The sequence below is a fragment of the Xanthobacter dioxanivorans genome (genome assembly GCF_016807805.1).
Lineage (GTDB): Bacteria > Pseudomonadota > Alphaproteobacteria > Rhizobiales > Xanthobacteraceae > Xanthobacter > Xanthobacter dioxanivorans.
This window is the reverse complement of sequence record NZ_CP063362.1, coordinates 5,174,561-5,197,332: the sequence shown is the minus strand read 5'-3', so window position 1 is coordinate 5,197,332 and position 22,772 is coordinate 5,174,561. Positions and strand designations below refer to the sequence as shown.

General features: G+C 70.0%; 24 protein-coding genes. 13 read left to right on the top strand and 11 right to left on the bottom strand.

Annotated elements, in window-relative coordinates:
- Positions 1–136: 136 nt before the first annotated feature.
- The 4 genes from EZH22_RS24170 to gspD form a co-directional block, all read right to left on the bottom strand.
- Positions 137–727, bottom strand: coding sequence for a tetratricopeptide repeat protein (locus tag EZH22_RS24170; protein ID WP_203192923.1), 591 nt, complete (start codon positions 725–727; stop codon positions 137–139).
- Positions 728–799: 72 nt separating this feature from the next.
- Entirely contained in the window at positions 800–1,108 is a 309-nt protein-coding gene (locus tag EZH22_RS24165) for a prepilin peptidase (RefSeq protein ID WP_203192922.1), read from the bottom strand.
- Complete coding sequence (locus tag EZH22_RS24160; RefSeq protein ID WP_203192921.1) at positions 1,027–1,413, bottom strand: hypothetical protein; 387 nt, start codon at positions 1,411–1,413, stop codon at positions 1,027–1,029. Before EZH22_RS24160 ends, EZH22_RS24165 begins: the two co-directional genes overlap by 82 nt.
- Positions 1,414–1,420: 7 nt before the next feature.
- Complete coding sequence (gspD, locus tag EZH22_RS24155; RefSeq protein ID WP_231711127.1) at positions 1,421–3,643, bottom strand: type II secretion system secretin GspD; 2,223 nt, start codon at positions 3,641–3,643, stop codon at positions 1,421–1,423.
- A 512-nt stretch (positions 3,644–4,155) separates the two neighbouring features.
- Here gspD and EZH22_RS24150 point away from each other — a divergent pair.
- From EZH22_RS24150 to EZH22_RS24105, 10 genes are all read left to right on the top strand, one after another.
- Entirely contained in the window at positions 4,156–5,868 is a 1,713-nt protein-coding gene (locus tag EZH22_RS24150; RefSeq protein WP_203192919.1) for a GspE/PulE family protein, read from the top strand.
- A gap of 5 nt (positions 5,869–5,873) precedes the next feature.
- Complete coding sequence (locus tag EZH22_RS24145; protein ID WP_203192918.1) at positions 5,874–7,085, top strand: type II secretion system F family protein; 1,212 nt, start codon at positions 5,874–5,876, stop codon at positions 7,083–7,085.
- 180 nt (positions 7,086–7,265) lie between these two features.
- Positions 7,266–7,724 carry a type II secretion system major pseudopilin GspG gene (gene gspG / locus EZH22_RS24140; protein ID WP_203192917.1) on the top strand — a complete coding sequence of 153 codons (459 nt, stop codon included), beginning with the start codon at positions 7,266–7,268 and terminating at the stop codon, positions 7,722–7,724.
- A gap of 14 nt (positions 7,725–7,738) precedes the next feature.
- Entirely contained in the window at positions 7,739–8,215 is a 477-nt protein-coding gene (locus EZH22_RS24135; protein ID WP_203192916.1) for a GspH/FimT family pseudopilin, read from the top strand.
- Positions 8,193–8,633 carry a prepilin-type N-terminal cleavage/methylation domain-containing protein gene (locus tag EZH22_RS24130; protein ID WP_203192915.1) on the top strand — a complete coding sequence of 147 codons (441 nt, stop codon included), beginning with the start codon at positions 8,193–8,195 and terminating at the stop codon, positions 8,631–8,633. Before EZH22_RS24135 ends, EZH22_RS24130 begins: the two co-directional genes overlap by 23 nt.
- Positions 8,630–9,364 (top strand): prepilin-type N-terminal cleavage/methylation domain-containing protein, encoded by a 735-nt coding sequence (locus EZH22_RS24125; protein WP_203192914.1) that lies wholly within the window; start codon positions 8,630–8,632, stop codon positions 9,362–9,364. Before EZH22_RS24130 ends, EZH22_RS24125 begins: the two co-directional genes overlap by 4 nt.
- Positions 9,361–10,251 carry a type II secretion system minor pseudopilin gene (locus tag EZH22_RS24120; RefSeq protein ID WP_203192913.1) on the top strand — a complete coding sequence of 297 codons (891 nt, stop codon included), beginning with the start codon at positions 9,361–9,363 and terminating at the stop codon, positions 10,249–10,251. Before EZH22_RS24125 ends, EZH22_RS24120 begins: the two co-directional genes overlap by 4 nt.
- The gene (locus tag EZH22_RS24115) at positions 10,248–11,297 is read left to right on the top strand and encodes a PilN domain-containing protein (protein ID WP_203192912.1); all 1,050 of its coding nucleotides are present in this window, start codon (positions 10,248–10,250) and stop codon (positions 11,295–11,297) included. Before EZH22_RS24120 ends, EZH22_RS24115 begins: the two co-directional genes overlap by 4 nt.
- A complete protein-coding gene (gene gspM / locus EZH22_RS24110) occupies positions 11,294–11,896 on the top strand; it encodes a type II secretion system protein GspM (RefSeq protein WP_203192911.1) in 603 nt (200 codons plus the stop codon). The genes EZH22_RS24115 and gspM overlap by 4 nt, the downstream gene beginning before the upstream one ends.
- Positions 11,893–12,453, top strand: a complete 561-nt coding sequence (locus tag EZH22_RS24105) for a general secretion pathway protein GspN (RefSeq protein ID WP_203192910.1) — start codon at positions 11,893–11,895, stop codon at positions 12,451–12,453. The genes gspM and EZH22_RS24105 overlap by 4 nt, the downstream gene beginning before the upstream one ends.
- Before the next feature lie 216 nt (positions 12,454–12,669).
- Here EZH22_RS24105 and EZH22_RS24100 read toward each other — a convergent pair whose 3' ends face one another.
- Positions 12,670–12,879, bottom strand: a complete 210-nt coding sequence (locus tag EZH22_RS24100; protein WP_203192909.1) for a cold-shock protein — start codon at positions 12,877–12,879, stop codon at positions 12,670–12,672.
- A gap of 582 nt (positions 12,880–13,461) precedes the next feature.
- Here EZH22_RS24100 and EZH22_RS24095 point away from each other — a divergent pair.
- A complete protein-coding gene (locus EZH22_RS24095) occupies positions 13,462–13,833 on the top strand; it encodes a YbhB/YbcL family Raf kinase inhibitor-like protein (RefSeq protein ID WP_203192908.1) in 372 nt (123 codons plus the stop codon).
- A 62-nt stretch (positions 13,834–13,895) separates the two neighbouring features.
- Here EZH22_RS24095 and rpsU read toward each other — a convergent pair whose 3' ends face one another.
- From rpsU to EZH22_RS24080, 3 genes are all read right to left on the bottom strand, one after another.
- Positions 13,896–14,147: a 30S ribosomal protein S21 gene (gene rpsU, locus EZH22_RS24090; protein ID WP_203196736.1), complete on the bottom strand. Its 252-nt coding sequence runs from the start codon at positions 14,145–14,147 to the stop codon at positions 13,896–13,898.
- A gap of 181 nt (positions 14,148–14,328) precedes the next feature.
- A complete protein-coding gene (locus tag EZH22_RS24085) occupies positions 14,329–15,663 on the bottom strand; it encodes an O-linked N-acetylglucosamine transferase, SPINDLY family protein (RefSeq protein WP_203196735.1) in 1,335 nt (444 codons plus the stop codon).
- Between the two features lie 190 nt (positions 15,664–15,853).
- Positions 15,854–16,609 (bottom strand): N-formylglutamate amidohydrolase, encoded by a 756-nt coding sequence (locus EZH22_RS24080; protein ID WP_203196734.1) that lies wholly within the window; start codon positions 16,607–16,609, stop codon positions 15,854–15,856.
- Between the two features lie 176 nt (positions 16,610–16,785).
- Between EZH22_RS24080 and EZH22_RS24075 the strand changes: the two genes are divergently transcribed.
- Entirely contained in the window at positions 16,786–17,592 is an 807-nt protein-coding gene (locus tag EZH22_RS24075) for a transglutaminase-like domain-containing protein (protein WP_203192907.1), read from the top strand.
- A gap of 151 nt (positions 17,593–17,743) precedes the next feature.
- On the opposite strand, the gene EZH22_RS24070 is transcribed toward EZH22_RS24075, so the two are convergent.
- On the bottom strand, positions 17,744–18,850 hold the full coding sequence (locus tag EZH22_RS24070; RefSeq protein ID WP_231711125.1) for a DUF2778 domain-containing protein: 1,107 nt from the start codon (positions 18,848–18,850) through the stop codon (positions 17,744–17,746).
- A 544-nt stretch (positions 18,851–19,394) separates the two neighbouring features.
- A complete protein-coding gene (locus tag EZH22_RS24065) occupies positions 19,395–20,894 on the bottom strand; it encodes a CoA-acylating methylmalonate-semialdehyde dehydrogenase (RefSeq protein WP_203192906.1) in 1,500 nt (499 codons plus the stop codon).
- A 108-nt stretch (positions 20,895–21,002) separates the two neighbouring features.
- Between EZH22_RS24065 and EZH22_RS24060 the strand changes: the two genes are divergently transcribed.
- A complete protein-coding gene (locus EZH22_RS24060) occupies positions 21,003–21,884 on the top strand; it encodes a LysR family transcriptional regulator (protein WP_203192905.1) in 882 nt (293 codons plus the stop codon).
- 40 nt (positions 21,885–21,924) lie between these two features.
- Here EZH22_RS24060 and EZH22_RS24055 read toward each other — a convergent pair whose 3' ends face one another.
- Positions 21,925–22,569 (bottom strand): TetR/AcrR family transcriptional regulator, encoded by a 645-nt coding sequence (locus tag EZH22_RS24055; protein ID WP_203192904.1) that lies wholly within the window; start codon positions 22,567–22,569, stop codon positions 21,925–21,927.
- Positions 22,570–22,772: the final 203 nt, after the last annotated feature.

The window sequence follows — 22,772 nt, the reverse complement described above, 5'->3', positions numbered from 1 at the left end:
GAAGAAGGCGCGTTGGACAAGCCCGGCCATGACGGCGGCTCAAGAGAAGAACCGCGCGCCCTGAATGTCGATCGGGCCCAGTGCGGTTCCTCCCATCCCGTGAAACGGGAAGACGCGTCCCGGCGGAGCCGTCGTGTCAGTCGGCCGACGGGGTGGGATTGAGGAGGCGGGGAAGGAACGGCAGGGGCGTCGGCACGGGCTCCATGGAGATCGCCCGCGGCGGTGCCGGGCTCCATTCGAGGGCGAGCTGCTGGGCGACGGCGCGCTGGGCGGGGCTCATCTTGGTGGCCACCGCGTCGCGCAGGCGGGTGTAGACGTCGCGCTCCTGCCTGGAGGCGCGGGCGGCGGCGAGGATGAGCCATTTCTGCGACAGCACCACATCCTTCTGGACGCCATGGCCCTTGTCGTAGAGCAGGCCAAGGAGGTACTGGGCCGTGGCCTCGCCCTGATCGGCGGCGCAGCTGTACCAGGCGGCGGCGGCCACGAAGTTCTGCGGCACGCCGCGCCCCTTTTCATACATGAAGCCGAGCAGGCCCTGGGCCCGCGCGTCCCCGGCGAAGGCGAGGGGGGTCAGGCGCGCCGCGGCGGCCTGGAAGTCGCCGCGCGCGTAGAGGGCGTAGGCATTGGCGGTGGGGCCGGCCTCGGCGGCCGGCGCGATGGCGAGCGCCACGGCGATGGCGAGCGCCCCACAGGTCCCCTGAAGGCCATGCCGGCCGATGCGCGTCATCTCTTCCTCCCGTTCCTTCTCTCAAAAGGGGAGGGCGCGTGCCGTCCCCTCACCCCCGCCCGCGGGCCGGCCTCACCAGGGCAGGAGAAGCGAGCGGTCCAACATCCAGCCGATCCAGATGGCCGGCGCAAAGAACAGCCCGAATGGCAGGCGGTCGTAGCCTCTCAGCATGGCGCGGCGCGAGCCTCGCCGCATCACCTGCGCGAGCCCGTAGGCGAGGAGGCCGGCGAGGGCGGCGATCTCGATCGCCACCGGGATCGCCGCCACTTCCAGCCAGACGCCTGCCACGGCGGCGAGCTTCACGTCGCCGAGGCCCAGCCCGTCACGCCCGCGCCACGCGCGGTATCCGAGCCGGAGGGCGAGGAACAGAAGCGCCAGCACCACCCCCGCGCGAGCGCCGTCAGCACCCCGTCGAGCGGGTCCAGCGCCACCGCTGCGGCATGAACGAGGCCGAGCGCCAGCCCGGCGGCGTTCAAGGTGTCCGGGATGAGATACCAGCGCGCGTCGATGACCGCGATGGCGGCGAGGACGGGCACCAGGGCCGCCGCGGCGAGGCCGGCGATGGCGCTCGGTTCCGCCGCAAGGCTGGCCGCCATGGCGCCGGCGCAGACCACGGCGAGGACCGCGCGCCCGGCGATGGCCGAGCGTGATCCGCCGGCCCGGCGTGTGGAATGGACGGCGCACATGACGCCCTCACCTGTTGATCAGGGGCGGCTGCGGCCCGCCCGGCAGGACGCCGATGGTGCCGCGCAGCTTGGCGCGCAGCTCCTCCGCCACCGTGTGGGCGTCGGTGTTGTCGCGGATGATCTGCGGGCGGATGAAGATGATGAGTTCGGTGCGCCGGACGGTGCCGTTGGTGTGGGCGAAGGCGTCGCCGACGCCGGGGATCTGGTCGAGGATGGGCACGCCCTGGCGGATGCCGTCGCGGCGCTCGCTGATGAGGCCCGCCAATAGCACCGTCTGGCCGCTCTGCACCGCGATGGTGCTCTTTACCTTGCGCTGCGACACGGTGGGGGTGAGGTTCGAACTGGTCGAGCCGGAGCTGCCGCTGCCGGTCGCCTGGGTCTGCGCCACGTTGGAAATCTCCTGCTCGATGTCGAGGCGCACCTGGCCGTTCACGTTCACCCGCGGCATCACGTGCAGGATGATGCCGGTGTTCTTGTACTCGATGGTGTTGACCACCGTGTTGGACGAGGTCAGCACGGTGGCGCTGCCGGTGGAGACCGGGACCTCGTCGCCCACCTGAAGCGTTGCCCGCTGGTTGTCCACCACCACGAGGGAGGGATTGGACAGCACCTTCACGTCGGTGACCGTGTGCAGGGCATCGAGGATCGCCTGGGGCTGGTTCTCGCGGCCGATGAGCAGGTTGAAGCCGGGCAGCACGCGGTTGATGGCCTGGTCGGTGACGGCGCTGGACAAGGTGTTGAGCACCGAGCCGTTGTTGCGCCCGAGGCCGAGGTTCTTGCTGGTGAGATAGAATTGCACGCCGTAGGCCAGGGTGTCGTTCAGCGTCACCTCGGCCACGGTGGCCTCGATGGCCACCTGGAGCTGCGGCTGATCGAGCTGCATCAGCGTGCGCTCGATGATGCGGTAGTTCTCCTGGCTGGCGAAGATCAGCAGCGAGTTGTTCACGGAATCGGCGGTGATCCTCACGCCGGGGAGCAGGGCCGCATTGTTGCCGCCGGCCCCCCCCGTCATGGCCGTGGCGGTGTCCGCACCGGCACCGGTCCCCGCGGCGGTCGCCGGGGGAGTGACACCGAGGCGCTGCGTCACGCTCAGGCCGCCACTGCCTCCGCCACCACCGTCGCTCCCGCCGCTGGACGAGGTGGACATGCCGCCGCCGGGGGCGATCTGGCTCGCCGCCTGGTCCAGCCCGGACGAGGCGCTGCCGACGAAGAGGTCGTTGAGCACCTTCGCCGTCTGCTTCGCCTCGCCATAGCGCAGGCGGTAGACCCGCACCCCGACCGTGGTGTCGGAGCGGTCGAGGCGGGTGATCCAGGTGGCCGCGGTCTTGAGCAGCTCGGGCTTGCGCGCCACCACCATGATGGAGTTGAGGCGGTTCACCGCCTGGAACTTCACCAGATTGTGGCTCATGCCGCTCTCGCCGGTGTCCATCAGCTTCTCGAGTTCGGAAATGAGCGGCTCGGGCGTGCTGTTGCGGATCGGATAGATGCCCACCGACTGGCCGCGCATCCAGTCGGCGTCGAAGGACAGGGCGGTGTTGACCGCGGATTGCCGCTCGGCCGCGGTGCCCTGGATGAGCAGCAGGTTGCGGCCGGGATCGGCGCGCACCGTGCCGGCCTGGGTGGCGAATCCGTCCAAAAGGGGCACGAGCGCGGACACGGAAACGTAGCGCAGCGGCACCACGGACAGGCCGTATCCCGCCTCCGGGCGCCCGGTGCCCACGTCCACGCCGCCGGCCCCCGCGGCTTCGTTGAGGGGCACGAGGCGGTAGCCCGCGGCATCGCGGAGCAAGGCTATGTTGTTGGATCGGAGCGCCGTCTCCAGTACGTAGAGCAGATCGGCGCGCGGCACTGCGCGGGCGGAGGCGAGGCTGATCGTGCCCTGCACCTTGGGATCGATGAGGTAGCCCAGGCCGAGAATGTCGCCGAGCACCACCTTGGCGACGGTGGCGACCGGGGCATTGTCGAAGGCGAGGTCGTAGCCGTCACTGCTGCCGCTGGCGCCGCCTGTGCCACCACCGCCGGGAGCGGCCCCTTCGGCGACGGCGGGGGCACTGCCGGTGGCGTAATATTCTACCGCGCGGCGATCGTCGGGGATATCCTGTTGGGCGGGCACGGGCTTGGTCTGGCGCGGCGACAGGTCCAGCGAACGCACCTGCTCGAAGACCCCGGGCGACCGCGTGTCCTCCGGCAGGAATGAGCACCCGGTGAGGCTGGCCCCAACGAGCAGCACGCACAGATAGCCCCCGAAGCTCCCGGCGCGCGCGATTCCGTGTCGCCGATCTCTCCGCAATCTCCCCCCGATCCCCTTTGATTATCTCAGTTTTGTTCGAGCTAAAGCGAAGCCGCATGCGCCGACAAAATCGAGCATCCGATCTCGAATTTTACCGCCGCGAACGTCACTTCCGCGGAGCGAGCGCGCGCAGCTCCGGTCCACGCAAGAGGCCCCGCCGACAGTAGGTGCAGCGGGCAGGGGTCTCCTATCCTCTATTTAGCTTAGTGCGTGGGGTCCTGAGGAGATGCAAAATCGCCGCGCGGCGGGGTCATGAAGGGCAGCCGGTCCTAGGTGGGGAGCGGCCTGTCGGCAGCGGCAGATCGGTGAGGCGACGACGAGCCCGACGACGACGTGTCCGAGGGGTGTCGACGCCATCTTGCGGACGTCCCTGCGAACGGATCTGCGCTTTCGTTCCCAATGAGCCGTACAGGCGAGCGTGTGGGCGTGGTCGCGCCCGGGGGATGCGAGGGATGGCTGTCGAGGCGACCGGCGACTTCATGAGCTATCTGGCGCATGGCAGCCTCATCCATGTCAGCGAGCCGCGTACCGGGGAGCCGCAGGCCGGCGATCTCGATGCCGGCGTGGGCCCGGCGCACCAGGATCGGCAGCTTCGGAAGATCTGGGAATCCTCGGACCTCACCGCCGGCGACTTTGCCGATGCGGTTGCGGCCTTCTATTGCCTGCCGCGCGTTGGCCTTGCGGAGCTGATGGCGGCGGCGCCGCTGGTCTCCGCCTTCTCGCCGCGCTTCCTGCGCGAGGTGGCGGCCCTGCCCCACCGGGCGGCCGGGGGAGCGGCGTGCCTCGCCGTGGGCGATCCCACCGACGCATCGGTGGTGCAGGCCGCCGAGATCGTGCTCGGGGAGAAGGTGGCGCTGGCTGTGGCCTCGTTCGAGGACATCGCCACGGTTCTCGCCGAGCGGCTGGGGGCGGACGAGGCGCAGGCGGCGGCGGCCGCGGGGCCCGGCGATGCGCGCGCCGCCGACGACATCGACAGCCTGCGCGACCTCGCCAGCGGCGCCCCGGTGGTGCGCGCGGTGAACGACCTGCTGGAAAAGGCGGTGGAGCTGCGCGCCAGCGACATCCATGTGGGCCCCTTCCGCGGCTCCATGGAGGTGCGCATGCGCATCGACGGCCTGCTGCGCCCGGTGGCGGCCCCGGCCGACGTGCTGCCGCAGGCGGTGATCTCCCGCATCAAGATCCTCGCCGGCCTCGACATCGCCGAGCGCCGCCTGCCCCAGGACGGCGCGGCGCGGCTGGGGCTGGGGCGCGGCGAGATCGACGTGCGCGTCGCCATCATGCCGACCCAGCACGGGGAGGCCGCCGTCATCCGCCTGCTGCCGCGCGACCGGGGCCTGCTGACCGTGGACCGGCTGGGCCTGTCGCCCGGCGACGCCGAGACCCTCGCCCGCCTGCTCGCCCTGCCGCACGGCATGATCGTCGTCACCGGCCCCACCGGCTCGGGCAAGACCACGACGCTGGCCACCCTTCTGTCGATCCTCAACGATCCCTCGCGCAAGATCCTCACCATCGAGGACCCGGTGGAGTACGAGATCCGCGGCATCTACCAGTCGCAGGTGCGCCCGGCCATCGGCCTGACCTTCGCCACCGCGCTGCGCGCCTTCCTGCGGCACGATCCGGACGTGATCATGGTGGGCGAGGTGCGCGATCCGGAGACGGCGCACATCGCCGTGCACGCCGCCCTGACCGGCCACCTGGTGCTCACCACCCTCCACACCGACACCGCCGCCGCGTCGGTGCCGCGCCTGCTCGACCTCGGGGTGGAGGGCTTCCTGCTGAAGTCGACGCTAAGGGCGGTGATCGCCCAGCGGCTGGTGCGCCAGCTCTGCGACCGCTGCAAGCGGCCGCACACGCTCCGGGCCCGCGACATCGAAGACGACCCGCGCTATGCCGCGCTGGGGCTTGAGGCGGGGGAGACCGTCCATGAGCCGGCGGGCTGCGAGCGCTGCGGCGGCTCCGGCTATCGCGGCCGCGTGGGGGTGTTCGAGATCCTCACCCTGTCGGACACGCTCCGCGAGATGATCGACCGCCATGCCGGCGCCAGCGTGCTCGACCGGGCCGCCATCGCGGGAGGCATGACCACCATGCTCGATGACGGCATCGCCAAGTGCCGGGCGGGCATCACCTCGGCCGCCGAGGTGCTGCGCGTCACCACGGTGCGCTGAGAGCCATGGCCGACTTCACCTACAGGGCCTTGACCCAGGCCGGCCAGCTCGTCACCGGGCGGATCGCCGGCACCACCGAGGCGGAGGTGCGCCAGCGCATCGAGTTTCTCGGCCTCGTGCCGGTGGAGACGGCACCGGCACGGGAGGCGGCATCGGCCGGCCGCTTCGGCTTGTCCTTCGGCGCCCCGCGCGCGGCCGACGTGACCTTGTTCACCCGCGACCTCGCCTTGCTGCTCAAGGCGGGGGCGCGGCTGGACGAGGCCCTCGAGCTCCTGTGCGGCGACGCCGACCTCGGCCGCATGCGCGCCGTGGCGGCGGGCATCCGGGCCGAGGTGCTCTCCGGCGCCGGCTTCGCCGAGGCGGTCGCCGCCCAGCCGAAGCTGTTTCCCCCGGTCTATGTGGCCCTGGTGCGGGTGGGAGAAGCGTCCGGCACGCTGGACCGGGTGCTCGAACTGCTCGCGCAGGAGCGCGCCCGGGCCGAGGAGCTGCGCCGCAAGCTGCTCGAGGCGCTGCAATATCCCGCCTTCGTCCTGGTCGCGGCCGGCGGCGTGCTGGTGTTCTTCCTGCTGTTCGTGATGCCGCAATTCTCCAGCGTGCTGCGCGACATGGGGGCCAAGCTCGATCCGGCGGTGGAGGTGCTGCTCGACCTGTCGGACATCCTGCAGGCCCATGCGGGCGCGGTCGCGGCCGGCATGGCGCTGCTGCCGCTCGCGGGATGGGCGGTGCTGCGCCGGCCGGCGACGCGGGCCGGCCTCCTCGGGGCGCTGGCCCGCCTGCCGCTGGTGCGCACGGTGCTCCAGTTCCGCCGCTCGGCGGTGTTCTGCCGCAACCTCTCGATCCTGCTCGGCAACGGCGTGACGCTGACGACGGCGCTGCGCATCATCGTCGAGGTGATGGCGGCGGGCGACGACGCCTCCGCCTGGGCGACGGCCTCCGACAAGGTGCGCCACGGCGGGCGGCTGTCGGACGCCTTCGCGCAGGGCGATGCCCTGCCGCCCATGGCGATCCGCATGCTGCGCCTCGGCGAGGAGACCGGGCAGCTCGCGCTGCTCTCCGGCCGCATCGCCGATTTCTACGAGGAAAAGCTCCAGCGCGCCCTCGGCAAGGTGGTGGCGGTCATCGGCCCGGCCGCCATCGTCACCATCTCCGTCGTGGTGGGCGGGCTCATCGTCTCGGTCATGACCGCCCTGCTGTCGGTCAGCCAAAGCATCGGATGAACGAACGTGAAGACCTCGTTTTCCGGCGGTCGCATCCGCTCCGGCACGTCACCGCCGCCATGCCCGGGCGTGTCCCGGCCATCCAGGCGGGGCGGCCGGGACGGGTTTACGCACGGTGTCCCATGTGGTTCGGCGTGGATACCCGGCACCAGGCCGGGCATGACGAAAGTGATTGCGGCAATGCCATTCCTGAGTTTCCCAACGGGGTCCAAGCGCCGCCGCCGGCGCAGCACGGCCGGCTACACCCTGGTGGAGCTGCTGGTGGTCATCACCATCATCGGCCTCATCGTCGCCCTCGTCGGGCCGCGGGTGCTCGGCTATCTCGGCGATTCCAAGGTGAAGACGGCGAAGATCCAGATCCAGGGCTTCGCCAGCGCCCTCGACCTGTTCTACCTCGACGCCGGCCGCTACCCGACCTCGTCGGAGGGCCTCAACGCCCTGGTCCAGCGCCCGCCCGGCGTCGCCGCCTGGAACGGGCCGTACCTGAAGGGCGGCACCCTGCCCCTTGATCCGTGGGGCAAGGCCTATGTCTATCGCGCTCCCGGCCAGGGCGCGCCCTACGACATCGTCTCGCGCGGCTCGGACGGGCAGGAGGGCGGCACCGGCACCGCCGCCGACATCACGAGCGCTGTGCGGTGAGACGCCGGCGCGGCATGGCCCCCATTGGCATGGCCCCCACGCCGGGGGAAGCCGGGTTCAGCCTCCTGGAGGTGGTGTGCGCGCTCGCCATCGTGGCGGCCATCGCGGCCATCGCCCTGCCGCGCCTGCCGCTGGGCACCTCGCGGCCGAGGCTCGAGGCCTTCGCGGTGGAGACGGCGGCGCTGCTGAAAGCCGACCGCACCGCCGCCATCCGCCGCGGCGCCCCGGTCGCCACCGAGGTCGACGCCCCGTCCGGGCGCATCCGCTCGGGATCGAGCGGGCGCACGGTCCGCATTCCCGCCGACGTGCGCATGCAGGCGGTGCTGCCGCAATACTGCAATGGCAGGGCGGTGCGCGGGGCCATCGGCTTCCTGCCGTCCGGCCTGTCGTGCGGCGGCGTCCTCACCCTGGCGCGGAACGGCGCGGCCTACGAGGTGCGGGTGAACTGGCTCACCGGAGGGGTCGAGATTGTCCCGCGTCGCAGCTCCTGAGCGTTGCCCCGACGGGTCGGCGCGCGCGCCGCGCACCGGCGCCGGGGGCCGGGCCGGCTTCACCCTCATCGAGGTGCTGGTGGCGCTGGCGGTCGCGGCGGCCTGCCTCGGCGCCATCGCCCAGGTGTCCGGCACCAGCGCGCGGGGCTCGCGGGCCCTCGACGCCCATGTGGGCCTGCTGCAGACCGCGCGCGCCGTCGAGACCGGCATCCCCGCCCGTGGCGACCTCGCGGTTGGCCGCACCGACGGGGAGGTGGCCGGCCATCGCTGGCGCATGGACGTGCGCCCGCTGGACGTAGGCGACCTGCCGGCCGGCGCCCGCTGGGTGCCGCAGACCGTGTTGATCCGGGTGCGCGCGCCCTCCGGGGCCCTGGTCACCATCGAGACCGTCCGGCTTGTTCCGCGAGGCGCCCAATGAACGGGGCGCGCGTCTTCCATCGCAGATTTGGAGCGCGGCGCCATGCCGCCGGGTTCAGCCTGGTCGAGTTGCTGGTGGCCCTGGTGCTGGCCGGGCTGGTGCTGACGGCGCTGGCCATGGCGACCAGGCAGTGGCTGCCCAACTGGCATCGTGGGATCGACCGGGTGGAGACCAGCGAGGCCATCGCCCTCGCCCTCGATCGCGTCGCCGCCGACCTTTCGGCGGTGGAGTTCGTTCCGGCCACCCGCGAGCGCCCGCGCCCGCTGTTCGACGGGCTCGCATCCTCGATCGTCTTCGTGCGTTCGGCGTTCGGGCCGAACGCACGGCCGGGGCTGGAGATCGTGAGGCTCGCCGAGACCGACGGCAGCGGTGGCGCGGCGCTCACGCGAAGCGCCGCGCCCTACGTGCCGCGTGATGCCGACTCGCCGCCAGCACAGTTCGCAGCGCCGGTGGTGCTGCTTCGCCCACCCTACCGCGTCTCCTTCTCCTATGCCGGGCGCGACGGCCTCTGGTCCGACCAGTGGCGGGAGCTGGACGAGCTTCCCAGGGCGGTCCGGCTCGTGGTCCGCGACGGCGCGACCGGGCGGGCCCTCGACGTTTCCACCAGCATCGCGCTTCGCGCCGAGCTTCCGGCGTCGTGCGTCAGCAATCCGCAGCAGCCCGGCTGCGGCGGGTCGGAGCCGCCCGAGGCGACCGGCGGGGGCGACGCCGCACAGGGGAAGACGCAATGACCGCGCCGCGCCACGCGCCCGCCGCCGCCTCCGTGGCGTCGCAGGGCTTCATCCTCGTCGCCGTCCTCTGGATCCTCGGCGCCCTCGCGGCCTTCGTCTCCATCTACGCGCTGTATATCGGCAACACGGCCGCCGCCGCGGCGGCGCGGGACGAGGCGGTGACCACCCGCAGCCTGGCCACCGCCGCCGTCGAGCTCGCGGCGTTCCGCCTCGTCTCGGTTCCGAAGGCGGAGCGGGCCAGCCGCGGCGAGATCCGCTTCCGGATGGGGAAGGCCCGGATCTTCGCCGTGTTCCAGGACGAAACGGCGCGGATCGACCTCAATACGGCGCCGCCGGAGCTGCTCGCCGGCCTGTTCACCGTGCTCGGGGCGCAGCCCTCCGAGGCCACGCGGTACGCGCAGCGCATCGTCGGCTGGCGCGGGCCCCCCGCCGACCTCTCCGACCAGGGGCAGGAAGCGGCGCTGTATCGGGACGCCGGGATGGGCTACATGCCGCGTGCCGGGCCGTTCGTGCACGCCGAGGAGCTCTGGCGCGTCGCGGACCTGCCGCCCGCGCTGGTGGAGGCGGCGCTGCCATACGTCACGGTCTTCAGCGGACGCCCGATGGTCAATCTCCACGACGCCGACCCGCTCGTGCGCGCGGCCGCCGCCGCCGCCCCGGAGCCGGCGGTCGCCCCCGGCGAAGAGGCGCCCGCGCCGGCGGACGCGGTCAAGCCCTCCGACGCGGTGCGGGTGAGTGTGCGCATCGACTTCGATGGCCGGCGCAGCCGCTTCCTGGAGGCGGTGATTCTGGTGCGTGCGTTCGCCGATGCCCCGTATCGGCTCCTGTCGTGGCGCGAGGACGCGGCGCCTTCCGCCGCGCTGGCGCGGACGGGAGGCAGGCCGTGACGTTGGCCCGGCTCATCGACGCCTTCTCCCATTGGCTGGACCTGGTCGCCGGCTTCGTCGCGGGGCTCTTCGAGCACACGCGGCGGGCCGGCACGATCCGCATCACGGAAGAGGAGGGCGGCCGGTTCTCGCTCGGGCCGGCGGCCGGCGGCGGGGCGAGCTTTGCCCTCGCTGGCCCGCAGGTGCCGCCGCACATCGCGGCGCTGCTGAAGGGGCAAGCGGTGGAGCTGGCGCTCGATCCCTCCCGCTTCCTGGTCCGGCCGCTGGACCTGCCGAAGGGCGCCGCCGACTTCCTCGAAGGCATCGTGCGCTCGCAGATCGACCGGCTCACGCCGTGGAGCTCCGGTGCGGCCGTTTACGGCTGGACGCCACCGGTGGAAGCCGCGGATGAGCGCATCCGCCTGTGGGTCGCCGCCGCCCCGCGCGAGCGCATCGCCCCGTGCATCGACCCGCTGAAGGCCGCGGGCGTGCGCTCGATCACTGTGGTGACCCGGGTGGGCGCCGCGCCGGGTGCCGACCCGGTGCGGGTGCTCGACGATGTGAGCGGGGAAATGGGGGGAACGGCCCGCATCCGCTCATATCTCCTCGCCATCCTGGGGGCGGCTGTGGTGCTGGCGACCCTCGCCCTGGGCATGTCGGCGCTCATCGGCGGCGGCCTCGACGAGGCGCGCGACGAGCTGAGCCAGCGCATCGCCGTGGCCCGCCGGGCCCTGGTGGCCGGGCGGGACGGGCAGGGGGCAGACAGTCCGGCCCTGCGCGCGCTCGAACGGCGCAAGCATGAGCAGCCGTCCACCGTGCTGGTGCTCGAGGCCCTGTCGCAGGTGCTCCCCGACGACACCTACGTCACCGAGCTTCAGGTCGAGGGCGACAAGGTGCAGATCACCGGCATTTCCCGCGCGGCGGCGGACCTGATCCGCCTCATGGAGCAGTCGCAGAAGTTCGCGCAGGCGACGTTCATCGCTCCGACCACGCCGCTGACCGACGCCCGCGGCGAGCGTTTCCAGATCGAGGCGCGGATCACCCTGCCGCCGGAGGTCCGCAAATGAGCGGGCTTTCCCCCACCACCCGGCGCTTCACCGCCCGCCGGCCCCCGGCCCGCGCGTTGCGGCCGCTGCTGGCGGCGCTGGGATATGTGGCGGCCGTGGCCATCCTCCTCTGGCTCGCCTTCGGCACCATCGCCGACCTGATGGAGCGCCGTGCCGCCGTCGCGGACGCCACGGCGCTGCTCGACCGCCTGCAGGGGCGGGGACCCATGCCGTCCTCGACGCCCGGCGCGGCGCCGGGCCCGCAGAGAGGGTCGGCGTTCCTCGACGGCCCTTCTTTGACCATCGCCGGCGCCGACCTGCTGCAGCGGCTCTCCAGCGCCGTGTCGGCCCATGGCGGCCGCCTCACCTCGTCGCGCGTCGAGGTGCAGGGCACGCCCTACGGCGCGGGCTTCGTTGCCGTGAGCGCGACCCTCGACATGGCCCAGCCGGATCTGCAGAAGCTGCTCTATGATCTGGAGGCGGGCATGCCGTTTTTGTTCGTCGGGCAGCTCGTCGTGCAGGCGAGCGGGACTTCGCCGGAGGGCCGCACCGAGGCGCCCGCGGACGAGAGGATGCGGGTCACCCTCACGGTCTACGGCCAGTGGCAGGGAGCACGATGACCATGCTCGCGCGGCTCCTGCCTGGCATCCTCTCGCCGATGCTGATCGGCGTCGCGGCTTGCGGCCCCGCCGCCGCCCTCGATCTGGACACGCCGCCGGCGCCGATGGATCGCGTCGAATTCGCGGCGCCCCGGGACACCGCCACGAGCGACACGGCGGCGCCGCGCGGCAATCCGCTGTGGTCCATCTCGCTGGCCTCCCTCAGCGCGACGCGCGAGAGACCGGTCTTCTCCCCGTCGCGCCGTCCGGCCGCACTGGCGGAGGCGCCTGTCCCGGCAGTTGCGGAACCCGCGTCGGCGGAACCGGGCGAGCCGGCGCGCGCGCAATTGCGGCTCACGCTGGTGGGAACCGTGGTCGGCAGCAGCGAGGGCTACGGCATCTTCCTCGATCCGGCGACCAGCGCGGTGGTGCGGCTGAAGGCGGGCGAGGCGCACGAAGGGTGGGTCCTGCGATCGGTGGGGGTCCGCCAGGCCCGGCTGCAGAACGGCAGCGCCACGGCCGTTCTGTCTCTCCCCGATCACAATCCCGATGCGGCCGCCACCCCCGTCGGCAAGTGATCCGTTCCGCCGTTGTGAGCGGGAGTCCGCAAGGGCCGTTCCACTCAAGGGACGCTCCCCTGACACGTCTGCGGCGGGGACAGGTGCTGGACGAGGCAGGTGACAAAAATGCGAAAAGCTCCGCAGTCCCATCGGGACGCGGAGCTTTTGCTGTGATCTTCAAAGTGCCGTTACCTCATTGCCGGTACATCCGTGGTCAATGAGGATGGAATTTGATCACGCGGCGCGAAGATTTCCGGCCGAATTCTTTCCGGACTTGTTGTCACGGATGATTTCGAACTCGACCTTCTGCCCTTCGTTGAGGGTCTGCATTCCGGCGCGTTCCACGGCGGAGATGTGCACGAACACATCCGTGCCGCCGTCGTCAGGCTGAATGAAGCCGAAACCCTTGGTGCCGTTGAACCACTTCACTGTTCCGATGTTCATGACGATTTCCTTTCAATCGTACGATAGATTTCGCACGCACAGCGAGAGCTATGCGAGCAACGAGTCGATTTTGAAGGGAAGTACCGTCAGGTGCGCGGGGCGCAGTAGAAAGTTCAACTGCCAAGATCGATGTTTTGACTTCTAGCGGGCAATTGTGTTTCGCACAAGGCCTATGGCGAGGGCTTCGCAAAAAGGCGCCCGGCGAAAAGGTGCCGGTGCGAAAACGAGCCGACTTTGCAGTCTATACGGGGCGCAGCTGCGACTCCCGCGCCACGCGCTCGAACGCCTCGGTCTCGCTCTTGACCCGGTAGCTGGTCTCGCCGGAGTCCGCCGGCATCTGGCGGATCACGCGAAAACGCCCGGGGGAGCCCGGAAGCCCCCGACGAACTCAACCTTGGAGTCGATTTTGAATTTAGCTTGCATGTTTTCCAGTTAGCACACAACGCCGGAGATAGCTTCCAAAAAGAACTGCCGCGGGCAAATTCATGTCCGGAGGGTAGATTTTTGACGTTCACGTCGAAGTCGGACCCCCAAACATGCTATGCTACCCATGGCTTCGCTTCCGAAGCCCGAGGCTCACATATGAAAACATTTGTCGCGGTGCTGTGCATTTTCGGCTGCAGCATCGCCAGCGCGTGGGCTACGCCTCGCGACATGACCGTGGATTTTTCCTGGATCGGCTCGACCCTGTGCGCGCCCAGGCCGATCAGCCCGGAATTCAGGGTGGGGGACGTGCCGGCCGGAACGCACAGTCTGAGATTTGCGCTGATTGCTCCCACCGGTCGTGAACTCGGCGGGTCGGATGTGGTGCTCCCCGCCAACGGGACCGTGCCCAAGGGCACCGTCCAGTTTCGTCCGCCTTGCGTCGGGGGCATGTACACTTGGACCGTCGACGCCATCGATGTCGATGGAAAGACGCTCGCCTCTGCGCGGCTCACGCGGCCGTTCTACTGAGACTGCGGCCTGCGGCGGCGTGGCGGGCCGGACATCGATCCGGCCCGGAAACCATCCGCGCTTCAGCGCGGGGCAGCCACCGGCCGCTTGGGCGCACGCTTGGGAGCGGCGATCAGGCCTTCGCGCTGGGCCTTCTTGCGCGCCGCCTTGCGGGTGCGCCGAACCGCCTCGGCCGCCTCGCGGACCCGTCGCTCGGAGGGCTTCTCATAGGCCTTGCGCTGCTTCATCTCGCGGAAAATGCCTTCCCGCTGCATCCGCTTCTTCAGGACTTTCAGGGCCTGCTCGATGTTGTTGTCTCTGACGAGTACCTGCAAAACGGCTCCAATCTGAGGGTTGCCGAGAAACCCCGGTCGCAGCGCGGCCGTTTGCTCGGGACGTACGGCGCAAGGCCGGATGCGACCCATCCTAGCACATGTGCCGGCACTTGCCGCAATGCGCCTTCCGCATCGAAGCCAAATCCGCCGGTTCAAAGAGGTGTGGTTCGAGGTCGAGCCATCAGCCGCGTGCGCCGATGGCCGCAGGAGGCAGGCGCGCCCGGTGTCGCGCCGACATGGCGCTGTAGAGTCCCTCGAGATCCGCGGTATAGGCCGCCACATCGAACAACGGCGCCGTCATCCGGTTCCTCGCCAGTCGCATCCTGATCGCGGCGAGGCGCGGTTCGTCGCACGCCAGCGCGCGCGCGAGCTCCATATAGGCCTCCGGGCTTTCGGTCACGAGGTCCGCCAGCCCGATGGCCCGCAGGATGCTGCCGGCGACACGGGAGGGGAAGGTGTCGCCGGGGCAGGTCACCAGCGGCACGCCGGCCCACAGGGCGTCGCTGGCGGTGGTGTGGGCGTTGAAGGGCGAAGTGTCGAGCACCAGGTCGGCGAGTTGGAGCCGGCGCAGGTGCTCGGCCTGGGAGACGTTGGGGCTGAACACCAGGCGGCGGGCGTCGATGCCGCGCCGGATCGCCTCGCTGCGCAGGTTGCCGGCGGCGTAGGCGTCGTCGAGCAGCCACAGCACGCTGTCCGGTACGGCGGACAGGAGCCGGCACCAGATGTCGAACATCTCCGGCGCGATCTTGTAGGGCTGGTTGAAGCAGCAGAAGACGAAGCCCGCCTCCGGCAACCCGGCTTCTGCCCGCGAGGGCGGCACCCCCACCGGCGTGCCCCGGCCATGGGGGTGGTAGGTGTGGGGCATGTAGGCGAAGGATTCCGCATAGCTCTCGGCGCTGGCCGGCGGCGTCAGGAAGGGGTCGGTGATGACATAGTCGCAGACCCCCGCGCCCATGGTGCCGGGATAGCCGAGGTAGTTCACCACCACCGGCGCCGGCCGCAGCAGCGCGATGCCGGTGCGGGCCCGCGCGGTGAAGCCCTTCAGGTCGATGAGGATGTCCACTTCATCGTCAAAGATGAGCTGCGCCGCCGCCCCGTCCGCCATCTCGGTGATGTCCACGAAACGGTCGCAGGCGGCCATCAGCCGGCGTCGCATGGGCAATCCGTCGTCGGCGCCGAAGGAGTAGGCGTGGACCTCGAACGCGCCACGGTCATGCGCCTCCAGCACCTCGATCAGAAGATGCGCGGTAGCGTGCTCCTGAAAGTCGTTGGAGAGGTAGCCGAGCCGGATCTTTCGCCGCTCCGACGGCGGGAAGGTGAAGGCGAGGGTCCCCCGCTCCACCAGCGCCGCCGCGCGTCTCTCGCGGGTCCACAGCTCCGAGCAGGCCCTCTGGTCGCGGGCGCTGATGCCGGGAACCGACAGAAGGTGAAAGGGCGAGAGCTGGTGGCCCTGCCCCCCGGCGAGGATGGCGGCGAGATCGATGTCGTCGGCCGCAAGGTCCGACCACTCGCACATGCTGCGCCTGCGTCCGAAAGTGCCCACGTTCGCTCCCGCCCGGCGCCGTTCATCCGGGCGGATCCGCCCAGACCTCTGTCGCGCCGGGCCGCCGCAAGATGCGGTGCCTCGAAGGCCAGATGCCGGAGCAAAGCAAGAAGCACGCCGCGGCAACGGGAAGTCCCCCGCCGCCACGCGTTCGCAGGCGAAATTATTCCGCTGCCCGCCGGTCGCGGCAGGAGTCGAGGGCGGACGAAAGCACGCGGGCCATCCGCGCTCCCCATTCCGCCTGCCCGGTGGGCGTGGCGATCAGGTCCTGGCGGATCTCGATGCCCACATGCAGCAGCCCGCGCCGCTCGCCGTGCACGGGGATTGTATAGTCTGTCGCGTCGCCGACACTGTACGGCTCGTTGTCGCCAACGACGAGGCCGGGTTCCGCACGCAGCGCCGCCAGAACCGCGCCGGCCAGCCGCGCGTCGCGGTTGTAGAGCACGCCGACGTGCCAGGGCCGGGCGACGCCGAGATAGGCGGGCGTGAAGCTGTGCATGGCGATCAGCACGGCCGGGCGCCCGGCTTTGTCCCGCCGATCGAGCTCGGCGGCGATGCGCGCGTGGTAGGGTTGGAAGATCTCGTCCACGCGCGCCGCCGTCGCGGCCGGGGAGAGGTCGAGATTGCCGGGGACCGGTGTCGCCTCGCTCAATTCCGGGACGGAGGACGGCGTTCCCGGCATCCGGTTGCAGTCGATGATGAGGCGCGAATAATTCTGCTGTATGAGGGAAGCATCGAGTCGTTCCGCCAGCGCGCGGCACACGCCCGCTATGCCGATATCCCAGGCGATGTGGCGCGCTTGATCCGCCTCGGAAACGCCGAGCCGGTCCACTGACCGCGGAAAGGCGTTGCCCGCGTGGTCTGCGACGATGAGGAACGCGGACGCGCCTTCCGCATTGAACATGGTGACCGGCGGCATCTCGTCTTCCGCCAGCAAGGGGTCTGTCCGGTCCAACGGTCGGTTTAACTGTCGGTCCAAATGAGGTCCTCACACCGCGTCCGGCGATGCCGGTGAAGCACGCCGTCTTTTCGAGTTGCAGCGAGCCATAGCAGACATCCGCGCGTCCTGCTCGCGCAAACCCTACGAGGTACCCTATGAAGATTCGCGCGGGCTACGAGATTTCCCACGTCTGCCCCCAGCCGACGCCGATGATCCTGACCCTCAGCGTGCACCCCACGCGGATGAACGATCTGGTGAGCGTCGACCGGGTGATGTTCGACCCGCCGATCCAGGCCAACACCTATCACGACAGCTTCGGCAACTTCTGCCACGTCATTTCCGCCCCCGCCGGCCGCCTGACGATCCACAGTGACTTCGTCATCAACGACAGCGGTCGCCCGGATGAGGTGGCGCCCGGCGCCGTCCAGCACGCATTGGGCGATCTGCCGGTGGACGTGCTCCTGTTCCTGCTCGGCAGCCGCTATTGCGAGACCGACCGGCTCACCAACGTGGCCTGGACCCTGTTCGGCCAGGTGCCGAAGGGCTGGCCCCTGGTGCAGGCCATCTGCGACTTCGTCCATGGCCACATCGCTTTCAACTATGCCCATGCGAGCCCGCTGAAGACCGCCTTTGACGCCTATACGCAGAAGTCCGGCGTGTGCCGGGACTTCGCCCATCTCGCCATCACCCTGTGCCGCTGCATGAACATTCCGGCACGCTACTGCACGGGCTACCTCGGCGATATCGGCGTTCCGCCGGATCCCGCGCCGATGGACTTCAGCGCCTGGTTCGAGGTCTTCCTCGGCGGACGCTGGTACACGTTCGACGCCCGGCACAACAAGCCGCGCATCGGCCGGGTGCTGATGGCGCGCGGGCGCGATGCGACCGACGTGGCCATCGTCACGTCGTTCGGGCCGTCCACGCTCACGAGCTTCAAGGTGGTCACGCTCGAGGTGCCATGATGGCACTCGGAGCGCCAGCCGCGGCCCGGCGCTCCGCCGGAGCCGAAAGGCGGGGAGCATGCCGGGCGCGTGCCCTTTTCCGGAGTCGGGATAAGGAGGGGCCGGCTGGGCCGGTTCAGCCGCCGGGTCCGGCTCAAGGCCGGGCCGCGGCTCAGCGCGGCTTCAGGAAGGACAGCAGGAAGTTCTGTTCCTTGGGCGCGTTCTCAAGCTGCGCCACCACGACCATCTTCTTGATCTCGCCGCGCTTGAACGCGACCAGGAACTTCTCGTAGTCCTTGAACGACACGCAGCCGTTGGAGTCTCCGCGCGGTCCCAGCAGGTAGGTATGGGCGAGGATGCCCGTGCGCCCGTACATCTTGCCCGGACCGATGGGATTGAGGCGGATGGCCTCCACCCCGTGGAAGAGCGATTCACGCATGGTAAGCGAATAGGTGTTCGGAGGGGTCGGGCCAACCATGCGGCGGGAGACGTGGGCCGGATCGTCGAACATCTCGCCATAGCCCGAATGGGCTTCCAGCCGGTCGCCGTTGGGCATGTAGACGGTCTTGCCCTTGATGTCGTAAAGCGCGAAGCCGCTGCCGGGGGTGGGCAGGACCGCGTCTTCCGACGGGGGTGCGTCCGGAGCCGTGGCGGGAGGCGCCGCCGAAGGTGTGTCGGACAGCGGGGTCGACGCATCCGGGATCGGCGCGTAAGCGAGGCGCTGCTCGCGCGACAACGGATTGCGCTGGGGCAGCGGGACGCCCCCGTCCAGCTCCTGCAAGGCCTTCAGGCCGTCCGAGGCGTTCTGGCCACGGCCTGCGAAGAGGGGATTGGCAGTGGGTAGGGGCACGCTGCGCGCGACCTTCACCGGCGCGCCGGCGCTGGCCTGGCCGGGGTCCAGCTCGAGGCCGCTGGAGAGCGGCGCGCCGTTGAGGGCGTGGCTGGTGAGATAGATGCGGCCGATGTCGATCTCGAGCGCGCCGGACGATTCGAGCAGGGATGACTCGGTCACGCTGGCGCCCGCCGCGGCGAGCAGTCGGAGGGAACGGCCCGCATCATGGGCCTGGGAGGTGGCAAAGCCGGAGGAGCTGGCAAAGCCGAAGGAACCCTTCGCGGCCCACACGGCGCCCACGGCCATCAGAAGACCCACCGTGACCCCGGCTCCGATGCCGAGGAGGGTGCTGCGGTGAGAAGCGCGCGAACGACCCTCCGGACCTAGCGATCCATAGGGGGCGTCGTCGTACTCCTCCTCGTCGGTAATCCGGTTCGAGTGCGTCATGGTCCCCGCTATTCGATCCGCCGGTCGCATCCGGCCTCGTTCACGCATTGCAGGGCTCCCGGTCCATTGCGCACAGTCGTCTTCGGATGCGGATGGAACCGCGCCTGAACCGCTGACGTTGTGGTCGCTGAGCCCGTGCGTCCAACTCGGACGCCGCACGAGCCCGCCAGCCCTGCAAACCTGCCGAAACCTGGTAACTATTCCCTTTACGCCCGGCGCCTTGAGTCTGCCACCGGATGCGCGTGCACCGCACACGCAAGGCGAGGGCGAACCCCAATCGACCGGCCCGGAGCCAGTCCCTGCAGCCGGATTCCTCTCCGACCTCGGGTCCCTCTAGGCCAGATCACAACGGCGAGAACATGGCCGTCACGACTTCGCGAGGCTATCAGCCACGATCGGAGTTGGCGAGATCCTCCCCTGACGCACGGTAAAGAAATCCGGACTGTCGCAGTGGGGACACACTGCGACCCCGGGCCGGGGCATCTCGCGTGTCATCGCAGCGCGAAAATGCCGCGGGCCGTTGCCCTGCTTCGGGAAAAGCCGATCAGCGCAGCACGGGCATGACGAATTCCGCCCCTGTCCGCCCCCCCTGGGGCCAACGCGCGGTGGTGGTCTTCAACCGCGTGTAGAAGCCCACGCCCTCCAGGCCGTAGACGTTGCGGTCACCGAAGATCGACCGCTTCCAGCCGCCGAAGGAGTGGTAGGCGATGGGAACCGGAATCGGCACGTTGATGCCCACCATGCCCGCGAGCACGCCATAGTCGAAGGCGCGGGCGGCGGCGCCGTCATTGGTGAAGATGGCGGCGCCGTTGCCGTATTCGTGGTCGTTCACCAGCTTCAGCGCCTCGTCGAAGGTATCCGAACGCACCACAGAGAGAACCGGGCCGAAGATCTCTTCCTTGTAGATGCGCATGTCGGGGGTCACGCGGTCGAACAGGCAGCCGCCGATGAAGTAACCGCCCTCGTGGCCCTGCAGCTTCAGGCCGCGGCCGTCCACCACCAGCTCGGCCCCCTCGGCAACGCCTGTCGACACGTAGTCCGTGACCTTGGCGAGGTGCTCGCGGGTGACCAGGGGGCCCATCTCGCTGTCCCGGTCGTTGCCCGGCCCCACGCGCAGCGCCTGCACCCGCGGCACCAGCTTCTCCATGAGCGCGTCGCCGACGCCGCCCACCGCCACCGCCACCGAGACCGCCATGCAGCGCTCGCCGGCCGAGCCGTAGCCGGCGCCCATCAGGGCATCGACGGTCTTGTCGAGGTCGGCGTCGGGCATGACGACGAGGTGATTCTTCGCCCCGCACAGGGCCTGGGCGCGCTTCCCGTGGGCGGCGGCGGTCTTGTAGATGTACTCGCCCACCGCCGTCGATCCGACGAAGCTCACCGCCGCCACCTTGGGATGGGTCAAGAGCGCGTCCACCGCCGGCTTGCCGCCCTGCACCACGTTGAACACGCCGGCGGGCAGGCCCGCCTCGGCGAGGAGGTCGGCGAGGAGCAGGGAGGCCGAGGGATCCTTCTCGGACGGCTTGAGCACGAAGGTGTTGCCGGTGGCCAGCGCCACCGGGATCATCCACAAGGGCACCATGGCCGGGAAGTTGAACGGGGTGATGCCCACGCACACTCCCACCGGGTGGCGCATGGAGAAGGTGTCGATACCGCGGCCCACCTGGTCGGAAAACTCGCCCTTCAGAACGTGAGGGATGCCGCAGGCGAACTCCACCACCTCGATGCCGCGCACGATCTCGCCCTTGGCGTCCTCGGTGGTCTTGCCGTGCTCGCGGGTGATCAGGGCGGCGAGGGCGTCCAGATTGCGCTCCAGCAGGTCCTTGAACTTGAACATCACCCGCGCCCGCGCCGGCGCCGGGGTGGCGGCCCATGCGGGAAGCGCGGCGGCGGCGGCGGCGACGGCCGCATCCACCCGCGCCGCGTCGGCCATCAGCACCCGGCCGATCTCCTCGCCGGTCGCCGGGTTGAAGCTCGGGGCGGTGGTTTCCGCGCCGGCGGCCGCATCCATGTGCTGGCCGGCGATATAGTGCCCGATGGTCTGCATTCGCGTCTCTCCCTGGATCGTGGAACGCAGGGAAGCTCTGGAAGGTGCGCGCATCAACCGGTAAGATGGCGCATTCATTCCGCGATTTTTGGCGTACGAAGGCGTACGATGAACTGGGACCATGTGCGCATCTTCCTCGCCGTGGCGCGTGACGGGCAGATGCTCTCCGCCGCCCGCAGCCTCGGCCTCGACCATGCGACGGTGACGCGCCGGCTCAATGCGCTGGAGGAGGCGCTCGGGGCCAAGCTCTTCACCCGCCGCCCGACCGGCTGCGCCCCCACCGTGGAGGGCGAGCGGCTCCTGCCCATCGCCGAGCGCATGGAAAGCGAGATGCTGCGCGCCCAGGACCTACTGAAGGAGGCGGCGCGGCTGGAAGGCACCGTGCGCATCGGCGCGCCGGATGCGTTCGGCACCTATTTCCTCGCCTCGCGCCTGCCGCGCCTTGCCGAGCGCCACGCCAGGCTGGTGCTCCAGCTGGTGCCCCTGCCGCGCACCTTCTCCCTGTCGAAGCGCGAGGCGGACATCGCCGTGGTGCTGGACCAGCCGCAGGAAGGGCGCCTGATCGGCCGCAAGCTCACCGACTATTCCCTCGGGGTCTATGCGGCGCGCTCCTATCTGGAGCGGACCGGGCCGGTGCGCAGCCCCGCCGACCTCCGCGACCGCACCGTGGTGACCTATGTGGAGGATCTCGCCTATTCGTCCGGCCTCGACTATGCGGGCGTGGTGGCCGAGCAGGCCGGCCGCCGCTTCGAATGCGCCAGCGCGGTGGGCCAGTTCGAGGCGGTGAAGGCCGGGGCCGGCATCGGCGTGCTGCATGATTATGCCGCCGCCGCGCACGACGATCTGGTGCGCATCCTGCCGCAGATCCGGTTCGAGCGGAATTACTGGCTGGTGGTCCATGCGGACCTGCACGGCCTGAAGCGGGTGGCCGAGACCGAGCGCTTCATCGTCGACGAGGTAAAGGCGGCGCGGAGCCGCTTTCTCGTCTGAGGCCCCGCCCCGGTCCTTGACCGGCGCGGGCTTATCCCGTTCAGGCGCCGCGCGGGCTCGCCTTGGCGGCCTCCGCCAGGATGTCCTTCAGCACCGGCCCCACGCCGCCGCGGAAGGATCGCACGGCGTCGCGCACGATGGGCTCGAGGTTCTCGGGGATCGTCGTGCCGTAAACGTAGCGGCGGATGGCGAGGTAGAAGATGCGCCCGTGCAGGCCCCAGAACAGCTCCGTCTCGCGTTCGCTCACCGCAATCTCGTCGGGTGAGGGAAGGCCGAGCTCGGCCCGGAGCTCGGCGCAGGCGGGCAGGATGATCTGCGCGCGCACGATGGTGAGGTAGCGGCTGGGCAGGTCGAAGGACTTGAGGCCGGAGAAGGCGAAGATCCGGACCCAGCAATAGTCGAAGATGCGCTCCACGTATTCGAGGTAGAACTGAACCAGCCGCGCCTCCAGCGGGCGCGAGCGGTCGGCCACGAGATCTGCCCATTCCGTCTTCCAGCGGCTGAGATAGACATGCTCGTAGACCCGCTCGATGAGCGCTTCCTTGCTGGGGATGTAGCGGTAGATGGCGGAATGGGTGATGCCCATGCGCTTCGCCAGCTCTCGGGTCTGCCCCTCGAATCCGTGCTCTGCGAAGAAGCGCACCGCCTCCTCGATGATGGCCTGCTCGCGGTCCGCCGCGCGCATGTGATGCCGCCGCGGTCGTGCGGCCGGATGGGGAACCGTCTCGTCGGACAATGGCGTCGCCGCTCCTGCGGATGCCTGTGCGTCCTGCCTGCGATAGCGCACCCGGAGGCCGCGACCAAGGGGGGCGGATCAAAGGTGGAGCCGGAGAGCGGGGGCGATCGCCGGGAAGACGAAAAGCTGTATGTAACTGCATATATCGAAGA